The sequence below is a fragment of the Streptomyces sp. NPDC056161 genome (genome assembly GCF_042268025.1).
GTDB lineage: Bacteria > Actinomycetota > Actinomycetes > Streptomycetales > Streptomycetaceae > Streptomyces.
Genome location: NZ_JBHJUV010000006.1, coordinates 149,419 through 164,570, shown reverse-complemented (window position 1 = coordinate 164,570; position 15,152 = coordinate 149,419). Strand labels below are relative to the sequence as shown.

12 protein-coding genes are annotated in these 15,152 nt (G+C 72.8%); 6 read left to right on the top strand and 6 right to left on the bottom strand.

What is annotated here, in order from left to right; translation table 11 throughout:
- The first annotated feature begins 105 nt into the window (after positions 1–105).
- Positions 106–1,308, top strand: coding sequence for a cytochrome P450 (locus ACFC09_RS08140; protein WP_376524924.1), 1,203 nt, complete (start codon positions 106–108; stop codon positions 1,306–1,308).
- Positions 1,309–1,316: 8 nt separating this feature from the next.
- Here ACFC09_RS08140 and ACFC09_RS08135 read toward each other — a convergent pair whose 3' ends face one another.
- From ACFC09_RS08135 to ACFC09_RS08125, 3 genes are all read right to left on the bottom strand, one after another.
- Positions 1,317–1,544 carry a hypothetical protein gene (locus ACFC09_RS08135; protein ID WP_376524923.1) on the bottom strand — a complete coding sequence of 76 codons (228 nt, stop codon included), beginning with the start codon at positions 1,542–1,544 and terminating at the stop codon, positions 1,317–1,319.
- A 169-nt stretch (positions 1,545–1,713) separates the two neighbouring features.
- On the bottom strand, positions 1,714–3,345 hold the full coding sequence (locus ACFC09_RS08130; protein WP_376524922.1) for an ABC transporter permease: 1,632 nt from the start codon (positions 3,343–3,345) through the stop codon (positions 1,714–1,716).
- Positions 3,342–4,364 (bottom strand): ATP-binding cassette domain-containing protein, encoded by a 1,023-nt coding sequence (locus ACFC09_RS08125; RefSeq protein ID WP_376524920.1) that lies wholly within the window; start codon positions 4,362–4,364, stop codon positions 3,342–3,344. The genes ACFC09_RS08130 and ACFC09_RS08125 overlap by 4 nt, the downstream gene beginning before the upstream one ends.
- A gap of 104 nt (positions 4,365–4,468) precedes the next feature.
- Here ACFC09_RS08125 and ACFC09_RS08120 point away from each other — a divergent pair, with 104 nt between their 5' ends.
- Positions 4,469–4,963 carry a GbsR/MarR family transcriptional regulator gene (locus ACFC09_RS08120; RefSeq protein WP_376524918.1) on the top strand — a complete coding sequence of 165 codons (495 nt, stop codon included), beginning with the start codon at positions 4,469–4,471 and terminating at the stop codon, positions 4,961–4,963.
- A gap of 135 nt (positions 4,964–5,098) precedes the next feature.
- The gene (locus ACFC09_RS08115; RefSeq protein ID WP_376524917.1) at positions 5,099–5,722 is read left to right on the top strand and encodes a Uma2 family endonuclease; all 624 of its coding nucleotides are present in this window, start codon (positions 5,099–5,101) and stop codon (positions 5,720–5,722) included.
- 24 nt (positions 5,723–5,746) lie between these two features.
- On the opposite strand, the gene ACFC09_RS08110 is transcribed toward ACFC09_RS08115, so the two are convergent.
- Positions 5,747–6,610 carry a diacylglycerol kinase family protein gene (locus tag ACFC09_RS08110; protein ID WP_376524915.1) on the bottom strand — a complete coding sequence of 288 codons (864 nt, stop codon included), beginning with the start codon at positions 6,608–6,610 and terminating at the stop codon, positions 5,747–5,749.
- A gap of 199 nt (positions 6,611–6,809) precedes the next feature.
- Between ACFC09_RS08110 and ACFC09_RS08105 the strand changes: the two genes are divergently transcribed.
- The 3 genes from ACFC09_RS08105 to ACFC09_RS08095 all read left to right on the top strand — a co-directional run bounded on the left by ACFC09_RS08105 (position 6,810) and on the right by ACFC09_RS08095 (position 13,501).
- Entirely contained in the window at positions 6,810–8,093 is a 1,284-nt protein-coding gene (locus ACFC09_RS08105) for an adenylosuccinate synthase (protein ID WP_376524913.1), read from the top strand.
- Between the two features lie 195 nt (positions 8,094–8,288).
- Complete coding sequence (locus tag ACFC09_RS08100; RefSeq protein WP_376524912.1) at positions 8,289–8,705, top strand: hypothetical protein; 417 nt, start codon at positions 8,289–8,291, stop codon at positions 8,703–8,705.
- A gap of 2 nt (positions 8,706–8,707) precedes the next feature.
- The gene (locus tag ACFC09_RS08095; RefSeq protein WP_376524911.1) at positions 8,708–13,501 is read left to right on the top strand and encodes a hypothetical protein; all 4,794 of its coding nucleotides are present in this window, start codon (positions 8,708–8,710) and stop codon (positions 13,499–13,501) included.
- 66 nt (positions 13,502–13,567) lie between these two features.
- On the opposite strand, the gene ACFC09_RS08090 is transcribed toward ACFC09_RS08095, so the two are convergent.
- Both ACFC09_RS08090 and ACFC09_RS08085 read right to left on the bottom strand, forming a co-directional pair.
- A complete protein-coding gene (locus tag ACFC09_RS08090; RefSeq protein WP_376524908.1) occupies positions 13,568–14,416 on the bottom strand; it encodes a poly-gamma-glutamate hydrolase family protein in 849 nt (282 codons plus the stop codon).
- Positions 14,417–14,494: 78 nt separating this feature from the next.
- Entirely contained in the window at positions 14,495–15,145 is a 651-nt protein-coding gene (locus ACFC09_RS08085) for a hypothetical protein (protein WP_376524907.1), read from the bottom strand.
- Positions 15,146–15,152 lie beyond the last annotated feature (7 nt).

The following is a 15,152-nucleotide window of genomic DNA, read 5'->3' as shown; positions in this document are numbered from 1 at the left end:
CCCGGGCAGCGCTCTCCTTCCCCACCGCCTCCTTCACGGCCCTCGTTGACCACCTGAAGGAACACCCCTGGTCAGAGGGGTAGGCGCCGGGTTAGCGTCCCCGGTATGGCTGATTTCGACCCGTGGGACCCGGCGTTTCTCGCCGACCCGTACCCCGCCTACGCCGAACTGCGTGAAAAGTGCCGGGTGCACTACTACGAGCCCACGAACCAGTGGCTGGTCCCGCACCACGCGGACGTGTCGGCGCTGCTGCGCGACCGCCGGCTGGGCCGGACGTATCAGCACCGCTTCACCCACGAGGACTTCGGGCGTACGGCGCCGCCGCCGGAGCACGAGCCGTTCCACACGCTCAACGATCACGGGATGCTCGATCTGGAGCCGCCGGACCACACCCGGATCCGGCGGCTGGTGTCGAAGGCGTTCACGCCGCGGACGGTGGAGCGGCTGAAGCCGTACGTCCACGGGCTGGCGGACGAACTGGTGTCGGCGCTGGTGGCGGCGGGCGGCGGCGATCTGCTGGCGGAGGTCGCGGAGCCGCTGCCGGTCGCGGTGATCGCCGAGATGCTGGGCATCCCCGAGTCGGACCGGGCGCAGCTCAGGCCCTGGTCGGCGGACATCTGCGGGATGTACGAGCTGAACCCGTCCGAGGAGGCGGCGGCGAGGGCGGTCCGGGCGTCGGCCGAGTTCTCGGAGTATCTGCTGGAGCTGATCGCCGCCCGGCGCAGGGAGCCGGGCGAGGACCTGATCTCGGGGCTGATCGCCGCTCACGACGAGGGCGACCGGCTGACCGGTCAGGAGATGGTCTCGACGGCGGTCCTGCTGCTGAACGCGGGCCACGAGGCGACCGTCAACGCCACGGTCAACGGGTGGTGGGCGCTGCTGCGCAACCCGGACCAGCTGACCGCGCTGCGCGCCGACCGTTCACTCGTCCCCTCCGCCGTGGAGGAGCTGATGCGCTACGACACCCCGCTCCAGCTGTTCGAGCGCTGGGTGCTGGACGAGATCGAGATCGACGGCACGACGATCCCGCGGGGAGCGGAGGTCGCCCTGCTGTTCGGCTCCGCCAACCACGACCCGGCCGTCTTCACGGACCCCGGTCGGCTGGACCTGGGCCGCAAGGACAACCCGCACATCTCCTTCAGCGCCGGTATCCACTACTGCATCGGCGCCCCGCTGGCCCGGATCGAGCTGGCGGCGTCGATGACCGCGCTGCTGGAGAAGGCCCCGGCGCTCGCCCTGGCGGCCGAGCCCGAGCGGAAGCCGAACTTCGTGATCCGCGGCCTGAAGGGGCTGAGCGTCACCCTCTGAGCCGGGCGTCATGTTCTGGTCCGGCGTACGAAGTTCCAGAGCGCCCACAGGCCGAGTGCGGCGGCGATGCCGCCGAGGACCGCCAGCGGGAGTTCGGCATACAGGACACTCCAGTCGGGGCTCTGCTCGAAGCGCACGAACCGGCCCTGGAAATCCACGGACCACAGCGCGAGCCCGCCGCCCGCGCCGACGGCCGCGGTCAGGCATCCTGCGGCGGCCTGCATACGCTGTCCCATGCCCGGGACGGACGCGTACGGGCCGCCGAAGGTTCCCCCCGGGTGCCGGGTGCCGGGTGCCGGGTGCCGGGTGCCGGCGACGCCGGAGCGGCAGGCAGGCGGGCGGAGCCCCGGCGGCGGGCCACGAGGTCGGCGGGCCGCCAGGTCCGGCACCGCGGATCGGGCCGGGTCAGGTCGTCAGGTCCCGTCGGCGCAGGGCGGCGAGACCCGCGCCGGTCAGCGCCGCGGCCAGCGCCAGCAGGACGAGCACCGGACCCCACTCCATCGGGCCGCCCGGCAGCTTGGGCAGGTGACCGAAGGGGGACAGGTCAAGCACCGCCTGCGGGACGTCCAGCGCGGGGCCGACCCAGCCGATCAGCAGCACCGCCCCGGCGACGCCCCAGGCCGCCGTCGCGCCGCGCGGCAGCACCCCGTACAGGAGGACCGCGAGGCCGCCGACCACCCACACCGCGGGCACCTGCACCAGACACGCCCCGAGGATCGGGCCGACCTCCTTGCCGTAGCCGGCGGCGAAGCCGAGGCCGGTCAGCAGCATGAACAGCACCACCCCGCCGAAGGCGATCGTCAGATGCCCCGCGGCCCAGCGCAGCCGGCCCACCGCCCCGGCCAGGACCGGTTCCGCCCGGCCCGAGGTCTCCTCGCCGTGTGCCCGCAGCACGGACGAGACGACGTACAGGGCGGCGACCAGGCCCATGATCGCGACCATCGAGGCGAGGAACGCGTCGGTGATCCCGGACCGGCCGCCCATACGCTCGAAGAGGTCCCGGGCCTGCTGGTTGTCGCCGACCAGCTTGGCCGCGCCGTCGGTCATCCCGCCGTAGACCACCCCGGCCAGGAAGAAACCGACCGCCCAGCCGAGGACGCCGCCCCGCTGGAGCCGCCAGGCCAGCGCGCCCGCCGACCCCAGCCGCCCCCGGGCCGGACCCGGCAGGGTGGGCAGGAAGCTCATGCCGGTGTCGCGGCGGCCGGCGAGCAGGTAGGCGACGGCCGCCTGCGCGGCCACGGCGGCGGCGAGGAGCAGCAGCACCCACCAGCGTTCACCGGCGTACGGCCGCAGGTTCTCCAGCCAGCCGAGCGGGGACAGCCAGGTCAGGACCGAGGAGCCGTCGGCGGACGACGAGTCGCCGGCCGCGCGCAGCACGAAGGCGGCGCCGAGCACGCCCGCGGTCAGGCCGCGGGCCAGCCGTGCGCTCTCGGTCAGCTGGGCCACGATCGCCGCCGCGGTGGCGAAGACCATGCCGACACCGGCGATGCCCAGGCCGAAGGCGACCGCCCCCGAGCCGCCCTGCCCGGCGAGGCCGGCGACGACGAGCAGCGCCAGTACGGCGTTGGCCACCGCCGCGGCCAGCAGGCCCGCCGTCAGCGGGGCCCGGCGGCCGACCATGCCGGACGAGACGAGTTCCTGCCGGCCGCTCTCCTCCTCGTCCCTGGTGTGCCGGACGACGACGAGCAGGCTGGTCACCGCGGCGAGCGCCGCCGCGTAGACGCCTACGCGCCAGGCCGTGAGGGCGCCCAGCGAGTCGTCGAAGACCGGGCCGACGAGGGCGCGCAGCGAGGAGTTGGTGTCCATCTGGCGCAGCAGGTCGGCGCGCGCGGCCTCGGTGCCGTACAGGCTGGTCAGCGACTTCGGCATGGACAGGACCATGAGCGCGTTCACCGCGACCCACACCGGGATCAGCACCCGGTCGCGGCGCAGCGCGAAGCGCAGCAGGACGCCGGTGCCGGCCAGGTGGCGGGAGCCGCCGGCGCGGGCGCTCGGGGTGCTCCGGCCTTCGGGGGCGAGGGTCGTCGTGGCGGTCACCGCGCCACCTCGCCGGTCCCGTGCGCGGCGCCGGCCGGGTCGTCGCCCCCGGCCGGGTCGGCCCCGGCGGAGACGGGCGCGCTCCGGTCGCCCTCGTCGCCCCGGTCGCCCCCGTCGCCCCGGTCGTCCTCGTCCTCGTCCTCCTGGTAATGCCGCAGGAACAGTTCCTCCAGCGTCGGTGGGGTCGACGTCAGTGAGCGCACGCCCGCCTCGCTCAGTGCGCGCAGGACGTCGTTCAGCTTGTCCGTGTCGACCTGGAGGCGGACGCGGCGGCCCTGGACGTCGAGGTCGTGGACGCCGGGCAGGCGCGTCAGACCGTTCGGCGGCGCCGCGAGTTCGGCGGTGACGCTGGTCCGGGTGAGATGGCGCAGGTCGGCCAGCGAACCGCTCTCGACCGTGCGGCCCTTGCGGATGATGCTCACCCGGTCGCACAGCTCCTCCACCTCGCTGAGGATGTGCGAGGAGAGCAGGACCGTACGGCCCCGGTCGCGTTCCTCCTCGACGCACTTCTGGAAGACCTCTTCCATCAGCGGATCGAGGCCGGACGTCGGCTCGTCCAGGATCAGCAGGTCGATGTCGGAGGCGAAGGCGGCGACCAGGGCGACCTTCTGCCGGTTGCCCTTGGAGTAGGTGCGGCCCTTCTTGGTGGGGTCGAGTTCGAAGCGCTCGATCAGGTCGGCGCGGCGCCGCTGGTCGAGGCCGCCGCGCAGCCGGCCGTAGAGGTCGATGACCTCGCCGCCGGAGAGGTTGCGCCACAGGTTCACGTCTCCGGGCACGTAGGCGATCCGCCGGTGCACCTCGACCGCGTCCGCCCACGGGTCGCGGCCCAGGACCTGCGCGGCGCCGGAGTCGGCCCGCAGCAGACCGAGCAGGACTCTGATGGTGGTGGACTTGCCGGCGCCGTTGGGGCCGAGGAAGCCGTGCACCTCGCCGGTCTCGACGTCCAGGTCGAGGCCGTCCAGCGCGTGGGTGCGGCCGAAGGACTTGTGGAGTCCCGAGACCGTGATTGCCTTCGTCATGGATTCAGAACGTACGCTTCTTTCAGAAATTTGTGAAGTTAAGGAAGCGTATGAACCACCGGTAGGATGGCCGGGCGGGTCCTAGCAGGGGAGATGATCGACGCATGACGGAAACAGCCGGGGGCGCGCGGGATCCGGAAGTCGTCTCGCGGTTCGTGGAGCACTTCGCGGCACAGCTTGTCGAGGCCGGGATGCCGAGGATGGCGGCCCGGGTCTTCGTGGCGCTGCTGGCCTCCGACTCCGGCTCCCTCACCTCGGCCGAGCTGGGCGAACGCCTGAAGGTCTCACCGGCCGGGGTCTCCGGCGCGGTGCGGTACCTGGCCCACGTGCACATGGTCTCCCGGCAGCGTGAGCCGGGCTCGCGCCGTGAGCTGTACCGGGTGCGCAGCGACCAGTGGTACGAGGCGCTGGCGAACCGCGAGTCGGTCATCAAGCAGTGGGAGGACGCCCTGCGGGAGGGCGTCGCCACGCTGGGGGCGGACACGCCGGCGGGCCGCCGCCTCGCCGAGACGCTCGCGTTCTTCGAGTTCATCGAGAGTGAGTTCGACATGCTCGTGGAGCGCTGGCGCGTGCACCGGGAGAAGACCTTCGGCGCGTGACCCGTCCGGCGGCGCGGGCCGGGCGGTGGAGGTGACGGCGGCGGACGTCGGCGGCCCGCGAAAATCATCCTTTCGATGCGTGTGCGGTCGGCTACTCTGGGTCGCGACTGGTCTGCTGGCGAGGGAGGGCGCATCATGACGTTGATGACAGAGCGACCCGTGATAGACGACGTCGAACCCCGTGGCGGCTTCGAGGAGCTTCTGGACCTCCTCGACCAGCTGAACGTGCCGGACGGCTACAAGGCCGAGATCGTCAGGGGGAACATCGTCGTGTCGCCGTGGTCGAAGGGGTATTACGCGGACGTCATGGACCTCGTCTGCGATCAGCTGCGTCCTCATCTGCCCGAGGACCACCGCATCACCTGGGGCCCGCTGCTCTATGTCTTCCCGGGCATCGAATCTGCCTGCGGCCCTGACATCCACGCGGCTCACCAGCGTGTTCGTCGGAGTACCAGCAATCGCCTCGACGGGGAAGCCCTGTCATTCGTCGCTGAGCTGACCTCCCCGTCCACCCGGGACGCGGACCTGACCGACAAGGTCGAGATCTACGGCCGGGCGGGTGTCCCCGTGTACCTCCTGCTGGACATGCAGCAGGAGGTGGCAACGGTCTACTGGTCACCGTCGGACAAGGGATACCAGGGACGCCTCACCCAGCCGTTCGGCGAGAAGCTCCATATCCCCGAGCCGTTCGACTGTGTCCTCGACACCGACGGCTTCCAGGCCCCCGCAGCGGACCCCGAGGATCCGCACGAGGACTGACCGTCCGCACGAGGACCGTCCGACTCACGCCCCCCTCGGCACCGTGAGCCGCCACGCCCCCTCCACGATCCGCCACGTCCGGGTCCGTACCGGCAGGGTCACCGTCGCGTCCGCCTGGTAGCGGAAGGACGACCCGGTCACCGTCACCGCGTGGCCGGCCGCCCGCAGGAGCGAGGCTTCCGCCCCCACCGACACCGGCCGCGCCTCGACCTCGACGACCCCGCCGGCGCCCCGTGTCACCGACACCGCCTCCACCGGCTGGTCCAGGTCGACGAGCGTCACCCCGTCGACCTCCACCCGCAGCCGGGCGGGGCCGGGCGGGGCCGGGGCGAGCCGGGACGGCCTGGACGACGCCAGGGTCCTGACCAGTGACCGGTAGGTCGAGCGCAGCCACGGACGGCCGGCGACGGCGGTGGCGCCCACCGGCTCGGCCGGCCGGTCCGCGCGTGGCACGACGGGCGGTATCCGCAGACCGCCGAGGACCACCCCGTCGCTGTCGTCCACCAGGAGATCCATGGGGCGGCCGACCCCGTCGAGCACCGCCCGCGCGGCGGCCACCGCCCCCGTCGGCAGCCCGAGGGCCTCCGCGAGCGTCAGCACGCTCCCCACCGGCACCATGGACAGCACGCATCCGGCCAGTTCCCGCTGCCGGTGCAGCAGGGACACGGCCCGTACCAGCGCGCGGTCGTCGCCCACCACCACCGGTCGCCGCGAACCCCTGCGCGCCAGCGCCCGCGCGAACTCCTCGGGACCGTCGGGCAGGCACAGCTTCGCGGTGGCACCCGCGCTCAGCACGTCTTTCGCGATGCGTACGGATTCGCCGTCCGTCCGCCGGGCAACCGGGTCGATGATCACCAGCAGCTGATCGGACGTCGCGAAAGTCGCCACCTCGGTCCTGCCTCACTTCCTCGGGTAGCATCTTTGTGCAAGAGCCCCTTGCGATATTGCGCCAGGGGCTTCGTCTATTCCGGGGCATCCGGTCCGACGGTTGTGTGCGGCCGACGGCGGTCGCGGTGGTGCGTGGCGGTGAACCCTGCGCGTACGCCCCTGACCTTGGACATGCCCCGCCCGGAAGGGGTGTACGCGCGTGCCCGCACTTGTGCTGCTCGGTGCTCAGTGGGGTGACGAGGGCAAGGGGAAGGCCACCGACCTGCTCGGTGGCTCGGTGGATTACGTCGTCCGGTACCAGGGCGGCAACAACGCCGGCCACACGGTCGTCGTCGGTGACCAGAAGTATGCACTCCACCTGCTCCCTTCCGGAATCCTCTCGCCCGGTTGTACTCCGGTCATCGGCAACGGCGTCGTCGTCGACCCGTCGGTCCTGCTCTCCGAGCTGAGCGGTCTGAACGAGCGCGGCGTCGACACCTCCAAGCTCCTGATCAGCGGTAACGCCCACATCATCACCCCGTACAACGTCACCGTCGACAAGGTGACGGAACGCTTCCTCGGAAAGCGGAAGATCGGCACGACCGGGCGCGGTATCGGCCCCACCTACGCCGACAAGATCAACCGCGTCGGCATCCGGGTCCAGGACCTGTACGACGAGTCGATCCTCCAGCAGAAGGTCGAGGCGGCGCTCGACGCCAAGAACCAGATGCTGACCAAGCTCTACAACCGGCGCGCCATCGCCACCGGTCAGGTCGTCGAGGAGCTGGTGGGCTACGCCGCGCAGCTCAAGCCGTACGTCGCCGACACGGTGCTGGTCCTCAACCAGGCGCTGGAGCAGGACAAGGTCGTCCTCTTCGAGGGCGGGCAGGGCACGCTGCTGGACATCGACCACGGCACCTATCCGTTCGTCACCTCCAGCAACCCCACGGCGGGCGGCGCCTGCACCGGCTCCGGTGTCGGCCCGACGAAGATCAGCCGGGTCATCGGCATCCTCAAGGCGTACACGACCCGGGTCGGCGCCGGACCGTTCCCGACCGAGCTGTTCGACGCGGACGGCGAGGCGCTGCGCCGCATCGGCGGCGAGCGGGGCGTCACCACGGGACGCGACCGGCGCTGCGGCTGGTTCGACGCGGTGATCGCGCGCTACGCGACCCGGGTCAACGGCCTGACCGACTTCTTCCTCACCAAGCTGGACGTGCTCACCGGCTGGGAGCGGATCCCGGTCTGCGTCGCCTACGAGATCGACGGCCGGCGCGTCGAGGAGCTGCCGTACTCGCAGACGGACTTCCACCACGCCAAGCCGGTCTACGAGACGCTGCCCGGCTGGTCCGAGGACATCACCCAGGCCAAGTCCTTCGCCGACCTGCCCAAGAACGCGCAGAACTACGTGAAGGCGCTGGAGGAGATGTCCGGGGCGCCGATCTCCGCGATCGGGGTCGGCCCCGGCCGGGACGAGACGATCGAGATCAACTCGTTCCTCTGACATCCGCCCCGGACTCTCCTGTCTCCTGCTCCGGACCGCTCCGCGTTCCCGGTCCGGGGCGTCCCGGTCCGGGGCGTCCCGGACCGGTTTCCGCACATGACATCCCCAACTGCCCTGTTTGCAGGGGTAGTTGGGGATGTACGCTTCTTGGCGACAGGTGCGATCGGGTACTGGTCTTCTCCAGGGGGGAGCAAGGTGCGCATCACACTGGCCGTTGCGACGGGGACCGGCGACCGCGCGGGCGCCACGGACGACCTGTACGACTGGCTGCGTCAGGACCCCGAGCTGCGGGGTCTGCTCCGGCGGGAGTCCGCGGGCGGCACCCCGGCGGGGGCCATGGGCGCGTGGAGCGAGGTGCTGACGCTGGTCCTGGCCCCGGGCGGGCCGACGGCGGCGGTCGGAGCGGCGGTCGTGGTCTGGTTGCAGAACCGCCGGGGCAACCAGACCGTCACCATCAACCAGCCCGACGGCACCCAGGTCGTCGTCTCCTCCGAGAAGGTCCGCGGGCTGACGGCACAGGGCGCGGGCGAACTGGCCCAGCGGGTCGCCGAGGCCCTGCGGGAGCCGCCGGCCGACGAGGGGACCCGGGTCCCGGCCGGGCAGGGTGACTGACCGTGCCGTTACCAGGGACGGTGCGGCGGGACCTGAGCGGGCCGGGCTGCCGGGCGGTGGTGGTCGGCACCGGAAGCCACCCCGGCCAGGGGGTGACCCCGCTGCCGTCCGCCGTGCGGTCCGCGCGGGCCCTGGCCGAGGCGCTGGCCACGGAGTGCGGCATGGGCGACCGGGTACGGCTGCTGTGCGATCCCGAGTCACCGAGCGAGGTCCTCGCGGCGCTCGCCGAGGCCGTGGACCTGGCCGGGCCCACGCAGGGGCGGTACGAGAGCGGGACCGTCGTCTTCTGCCACGTCGGCCACGGACTGCGCGGGCCGGGCGGGCGGCTGTACCTGGCGACCGCGGCGACCGGGTCCCTCACGGACACGGCGCACTCCGTCCCCTACGACGAGATCGAGCGCTATCTCAGCGACGGGCCGGGCGACCCGCTCGTCGTCCTCGACTGCTGCTTCGCCGGGAACGCCCGGGAGCCGAGCCGCCCGCCGGCCTCGGACCCGTTCGGCGGCAGCCGTCCCCAGGGCAGCTATCTGCTCGCCTCCGCCCTGCGCGACACACTGGCGTACGCCCCCGACGGCGCCGAGTACACCCTGTTCACCGGTGAGCTGCTGGACCTGCTGCGCCGGGGCGACGCGGGCGGCCCCAGGTGGCTGACGCCCGGCAGCCTCTACCGGCTCCTCGACCAGCGGCTCCAGGGCGGTCCCGCCCGGCCGTACGGCGGCGGCACGGCCCGCATGGCGGAGCTGGTGGTCACGGCCAACCACCGGTACGCCCCGACCCCCGGCGCCGACCCCGCCCCCGTCCCCGGTGACCCGGACGCGGTCAGCCCCTATCCGGGCATCGTGCCCTTCCTCCCCGAGCAGCACCACCTCTTCTTCGGCCGCGAGCAGGTGACCCGCGAGCTGCTGCGGCGCGTCGAGCGGACCCGGCCCGGCGAGCCGCTGGTGGTGCTCGGCACCTCGGGCGTCGGCAAGTCCTCGCTGCTGCGGGCCGGGCTGAGCGTGGCGGCCGAGGACGCCGGCCTGGGGAGCGTACGGATCGTGTCCGCGCCGGGCGCGCGGCCGTTTCGGGCGCTGGCGGAGAGCTGGGCGGCGGCCGTGGACCGACCGCTCGCCGAGGTCGTACGGGATCTGGAGGAGGGCCGGTTCAGTCGCCCGGCCTCCGCAGCCGAGCGCGGCGAGCAGGCCGTCAGGGCGCCGGAAGTCCTGGTCGTCGACCAGTTGGAGCAGTACTTCACGCACGGCGCGGACGGCACCGAGCGGGCGCGCTTCGCCGCCGCGCTCACCGCCGCGCAGGGCCCCCGCATCGTGCTGGCCCTGCGCGCCGACTACCACGACGACGCCCTGCGCGACCGTGAGCTGGCCCCGCTCGTGGCGCGGGACCACTTCACCGTGCCCGCCCTCGACGACGCCGAGGTCGAGGCGGCCATCGTGGGACCGGCCCGGTACGAGGGACTCCAGTGGGAGGAGGGGGTGCCGCAGATCCTGCGGCGGGAGGTGACCGAGGAGCGGGCGGCGGGCGGCGGTCCGGGCGACGCGGCGGCGCTGCCGTTCCTGGCCCACGCGCTGCGGGAGATCTGGCTGCGGCGGCGCGGTACGACGCTCACCTACGCCGCCTACCAGGAGACCGGCGGCATCCGCGACGCCGTCGCCCGGACCGCCGAAGGGATCTACGACGCCCTCGACGGCCGGGGCCGGACCCGCCTGCGCCGGCTGCTGCTGGCCATGGTCCATGTCGCCGACGGCGAGGGCCGGCTGGTGCGCCGCCGGGTCGCACGGGAGGAACTGTTCGGCGCCGAGGACCTGCTGCGCGGCCTCGCCGACGCCCGCCTCGTCGTCGTGGACGAGCAGGGCGGGGCACAGCTCGGCCACGATTCGCTGCTCTACGCCTGGCAGCGGCTCCAGGACTGGATCGGCGAGGTGCGCGGTGACCTGCTGCGGCTGCGGCGGCTGACGGAAGCGGCGGAGTCCTGGGCCGAGCACGGCAGCGGGCTGTGGACGGGCACCGGCTTGGACGAGGCGAAGGCGCTCGTCGCCGGGAAGTCCGCCGGGGAGCGGGCTGCAAAGTCCGCCGGGGAGTCTGCCGAGGGGGCCGCCGGGGAGCCGGTCGGGAAGTCGGTTTGGAAGTCGGCCGGGAAGGCAGCCCGGACGGCGGCCCGGACGGCGGCCGGGAAGTCCGCTGAGGGGTCTGCCGGGAAGTCCGCTGCGGGCTCCCCGGAGGAGTCGTCCGCCGGGGAGCCCGCCGAGGAGTCCTCCCGCCTGCCGGTCCGGCAGGTGGTGCGGGACTTCGTCAGCGCGGCCGACCGTGCGCAGCGGCGTCGGCGACAGGTCACCCGGACCTGGATCGCCGGGCTCTCCGCCCTCGCCCTGGTGGCCGCGTCGCTGGCGGGCTGGGCGTTCTACGAGAACGGCCGGGCGGCCGACCGGGAGCGCAGCCTGATCGCCAGGGAGCTGGCCACGCAGGCCGACGTCATGCGCGAGCGCGACCCGCAGACGGCCCTGCGCCTCAGCCTCGCCGCGTACCGCACGGCGCGGACCTCGGAGACCCGGTCCAGCCTGTACGCGGCGGCGACGACGGTGGCGCCGACGCACCTCAGCCCGGCCGGTGCGGAGCGCAAGCCGGTCCTCAACCTGGCCTACAGCCCGGACGGCGAGGTGCTGGCCGCCAGTCACGTGGGCGGCAAGGTGCGGCTGTGGGACGTCTCGAAGCCGTCGGTGCCGGTGGAGGGCGGCCGGTTCACCGTGGACGGCAGCGCGGCCATCGCCTACCACCCGCGTCAGCGGCTGCTGGCCGCGCAGACGGACGACTCGCTGACGCTGTGGGACACGGCGGACGTGCGGCACCCCGAGCGGGTGGCGCGGGTGCCGATCGCCAAGGGCCAGACCTACACCCTGGCGTTCAGCGGGGACGGCAGGACACTGGCGGCGGGCGGCGAGGCGGGCGGCGAGGCGGGCGGCGAGGCGGGTCGGCTGCGGCTGTGGGACGTGGCCGACCCGGCGCATCCCGCACTGCGGACCGAGCGGACGATCGCCGAGGCGGCGGTGATCTCCCTGGCGTTCACGCGCGACGGACGTCACCTGATCACGGGCAACGGCAGCGGCAGCGGCGAAGGCGCGAGCAAGGCGCCCGCCCAGGTGCGGCTGTGGGACCTGACCGATCCGGACCGGCCCGTGCTGCGGGACACCGAGAAGGCGGAGACGGTGATGGCGGTCGCCGCCCACCCGAAGCGCGACCTGGTGGTCGCCACCGGGGCCAGTGGGAGGGCCGCCTGGTGGGAGCTGGTGGGGGGACGGCAACTGCGGCGCGTCGAGGCGGAGGAATATCGGGACTACTGGGGCAGCCACCCTGACGGCGTTCCCTCGCTCGCTTTCAGCCCGGACGGCACCCTCCTCGTGGGTGCGGACCGGAGCAACGGGATTCACCGGGGCGACGTGACCGGAGAGCTCTCGGACGTGGAGAACTGGCCGGCCCTCTCCGCGCTGCCGACCGGAGAGCCCGCCCAGTCGGTCGCCTACAGCCCGGACAGCCGGTATCTCGCGTCCGGTGACGTGGCCGGCGAGATCCGGCTGTGGTCCGGCCGGGCCTGGGCGCCCTCGATCGAGGGCAGGGTGCCGTCCGTCGTCGAGGCGGGCACCAGCGCCTTCAGCGGCGACGGCGGGCTGGTCCTCGCCGAGACCGACAACCCCGACTACACGACCAAGACACGCATATGGGACATCGGTGATCCGCGCGCACCGAAGGTCCGCTACACCCTGCCCAAGGGCTGGGAGGCGAAGTACTTCCTGACCGGCCGCAAGACGCCCGTGCTCCTTGCCCATTACTGGACGGAGGGACTGGAGCACACCTTCCAGTTCTGGGAGTTCGACGCCGACGGCGGGCCGACGAGGGGCGGCAGCGTCCGTCTCACCGCCGACACCCCGCACGTCGTGGTGAGCCCGGACGGCCGGCTGCTGGCCGCGGGCTCGGCGGAGGAGTCCGGCATCGCCCTCTACGACATCGAGGACCCGGCGAAACCGGTACGGGTCGGCACGGTCGACGCCTCGATCAGCCCGGGGCTCATCGGCATGGGAGCGCTCTGGTTCACGGGGAACCACTCACTGGCGACCGTCGAGAACGGGGCGGATCTCCGGCTGTGGGACCTGTCCGACCCGACCCGTCCCCGCAAGGGCGATCGCATCAAGGACGTGGCGGCGATGCAGGGCGCGATGTACGTCGCCGGGTCCCAGCAGCTCATCACCGAAGAGGTCGGGGACACCATCCGCGTGTGGGACCTGTCCCGCCCCGGGAATCCGGTCAAGGGCGCCCGGATTCCCGGAGCCCCCGGCAACAACTACCCCACCGGCGAGGGGGAGTTGGCGACCGCGCTCAGTGACGGCACCGTCGAGTTCTGGGACGTCACCGACCCGCTCCGCCCGAGGAAGAAGCGCGAGCAGCTGTTCGACCGTGAGATCTCCTCCATCGCCGTGACCCCGGACGGCCGCCGCGTGGTGACGGGCACGCCGTACCGCGTCTGGACCGTCGGCCCGGACGGCAGGTGGGACACCCCGGAGTTCGTCGAACTGCCGATGGCGGAGGACGTTCACCTACCCCGCTCGGACTCGTCCGAGGGTCCTGACCGGCTGGCGATGACCGTCGAGCGGACCTGGGGCAGCTCCCCGTCCGACCGAAGCACCTACCTCCTCGACTTCGACACCGACCGCCTCTACACGCAGATGTGCGCGTCGTACCCCCTGAACGTCCCGCGGGACCAGTGGGAAGGGCTGTTCCCGCACCTGTCCTACCGCGAGTCCTGCGACTGACGCTCCGCCGTGCGGGCGGGCCCCGGCGTTCGACCGACCGCCGGGGCCCGCCCCCACCGGGCTCCGTCAGAGGACGGCCTGGGACGGATCCGCCTCCATGCGGGCCACCGCCGCCCGCACCGCGTCCGTGAACTTCCAGAACTCGGCGTTGACCGAACCCGCCCTGCCCTTGAGGGTGTTGGTGTCGAACATGGAAGCCCGCAGCTCCGTCGTCAGTTCCAGCTGGGCGCCCATGCCGAGCAGGGTCCGGTTGCAGATGTTGTCCGGGGAGACGCCGGCGATGTCGTCGTCGGCGGCCACGTCGATCGTCTGGACGCCCGCCGCGCTCAGCTCCTCGTCGAGGTACTGGCGCAGGACGGTGTTGCGGCCCCCGATCACCACCGCCTCGGGGCGGGTCGCGGGGGCGCCCGCCTGGTCGGCCTTGCAGCCGTGCACGCTCACCACGTTGAGGACTCCGGCCGCGAGCGAGCGGGCCACGCGGTCGTCGCAGTGGGTGGCGGTGACGTGGAGCGCCGAGTTGCCGCTGGACTTGATGCCCTCGAACATCCAGTAGTCGTAGAGCGGTGCCCCGGCCCCGTAGTGCGGCGTGAGGTCCTTCGGGTGGTAGCCCGCCATGCCCAGGCACAGTTCGGAGGTGCCGGTCTCGATGCCGCCGCCGTGCAGGGCGAGGACGGCCGTCCTCGCGTACGTGGCGGGGGTCGTGGACTGGTCGTCGTCGGTGTACGCGTGACGTCGGTAGCGGCGGGCGAAGTCGATGCCTTCGAGCCCGGCGAGCCGCTGGTAGAGGTCCGTGTTGGAGGCGTAGGCGTCGGCCGCTGCGGCCGTGGGCACGGCACCCAGCGCGGCGGGCAGCGCGGTGCCGAGCCCGGCGGCGGCCAGGACGGTGAGGACGGAACGTCGGGAAGCTGTGATCACCTCGTGATGATGGCAGAGGGGCACGGCAACCGTGCCCCTCCCGAACGGTTCGCCCCGGCCACAGGCGCCACGGGCCCGTCAGCTGAAGACGATCATCGAGCCCTGCGCCAGGCTCCGGGTGGCCGCGGCGTGCAGGCCGAGCCAGACGTGCCGTTCCCGGGCGAACGGGCTCGGGTCGTACGGCGCGGGCGAGGCCGGCTCCTCCAGCGTTGTGGGCGCGCTCGGCGCCGCCGGGGCGGCCGGTGGGTTCGCCGGGTCGATGCCGATCGCCGGAGCCACCTGTTCCAGCTCCCGCAGCAGGCCGTGCGAGGAGCCCAACGGGCCGTTGCCCGCCAGGAGTTCGTCATTCGACAGCGGCTGCGGGAAGTCGACCGGGACATAGGCGCCCGCGTGGTCGTAGTGCCAGACCAGGTGCGACTGCTGGGCCGTCGACTCGAACATCTCCAGCAGCTGCTCGTAGTCACCCCCCAGATCGTCCACCGGGGTCACCGGCAGTCCGCAGACCTGGAGCAGATGGGTCCGGCGCAGGAAGTGCAGCGCGTCGTAGTCGAAACCGGCCACCGGGGCGACGTCGCCGGACAGGCCCGGCATGTACTGGTACACCGGAACCGGCGGGAGCCCGGCCTCGGCGAGCACCTTGTTGTAGAGCGCGAGTTCCTCGGCGAAGGGGTTGTCGGGGGTGTGGCACAACACGTCGACGAGCGGTACCAGCCACAGGTCACAGGCCAAAGAGGGC

What these genes read in the sequence shown, in the direction of transcription:
- ACFC09_RS08140 (WP_376524924.1), top strand. Translation starts at nt 106, where the DNA reads ATGGCTGATTTCGACCCGTGGGACCCGGCGTTTCTCGCCGACCCGTAC.
- ACFC09_RS08135 (WP_376524923.1), bottom strand. Translation starts at nt 1,544, where the DNA reads ATGGGACAGCGTATGCAGGCCGCCGCAGGATGCCTGACCGCGGCCGTC.
- ACFC09_RS08125 (WP_376524920.1), bottom strand. Translation starts at nt 4,364, where the DNA reads ATGACGAAGGCAATCACGGTCTCGGGACTCCACAAGTCCTTCGGCCGC.
- ACFC09_RS08120 (WP_376524918.1), top strand. Translation starts at nt 4,469, where the DNA reads ATGACGGAAACAGCCGGGGGCGCGCGGGATCCGGAAGTCGTCTCGCGG.
- ACFC09_RS08115 (WP_376524917.1), top strand. Translation starts at nt 5,099, where the DNA reads ATGACGTTGATGACAGAGCGACCCGTGATAGACGACGTCGAACCCCGT.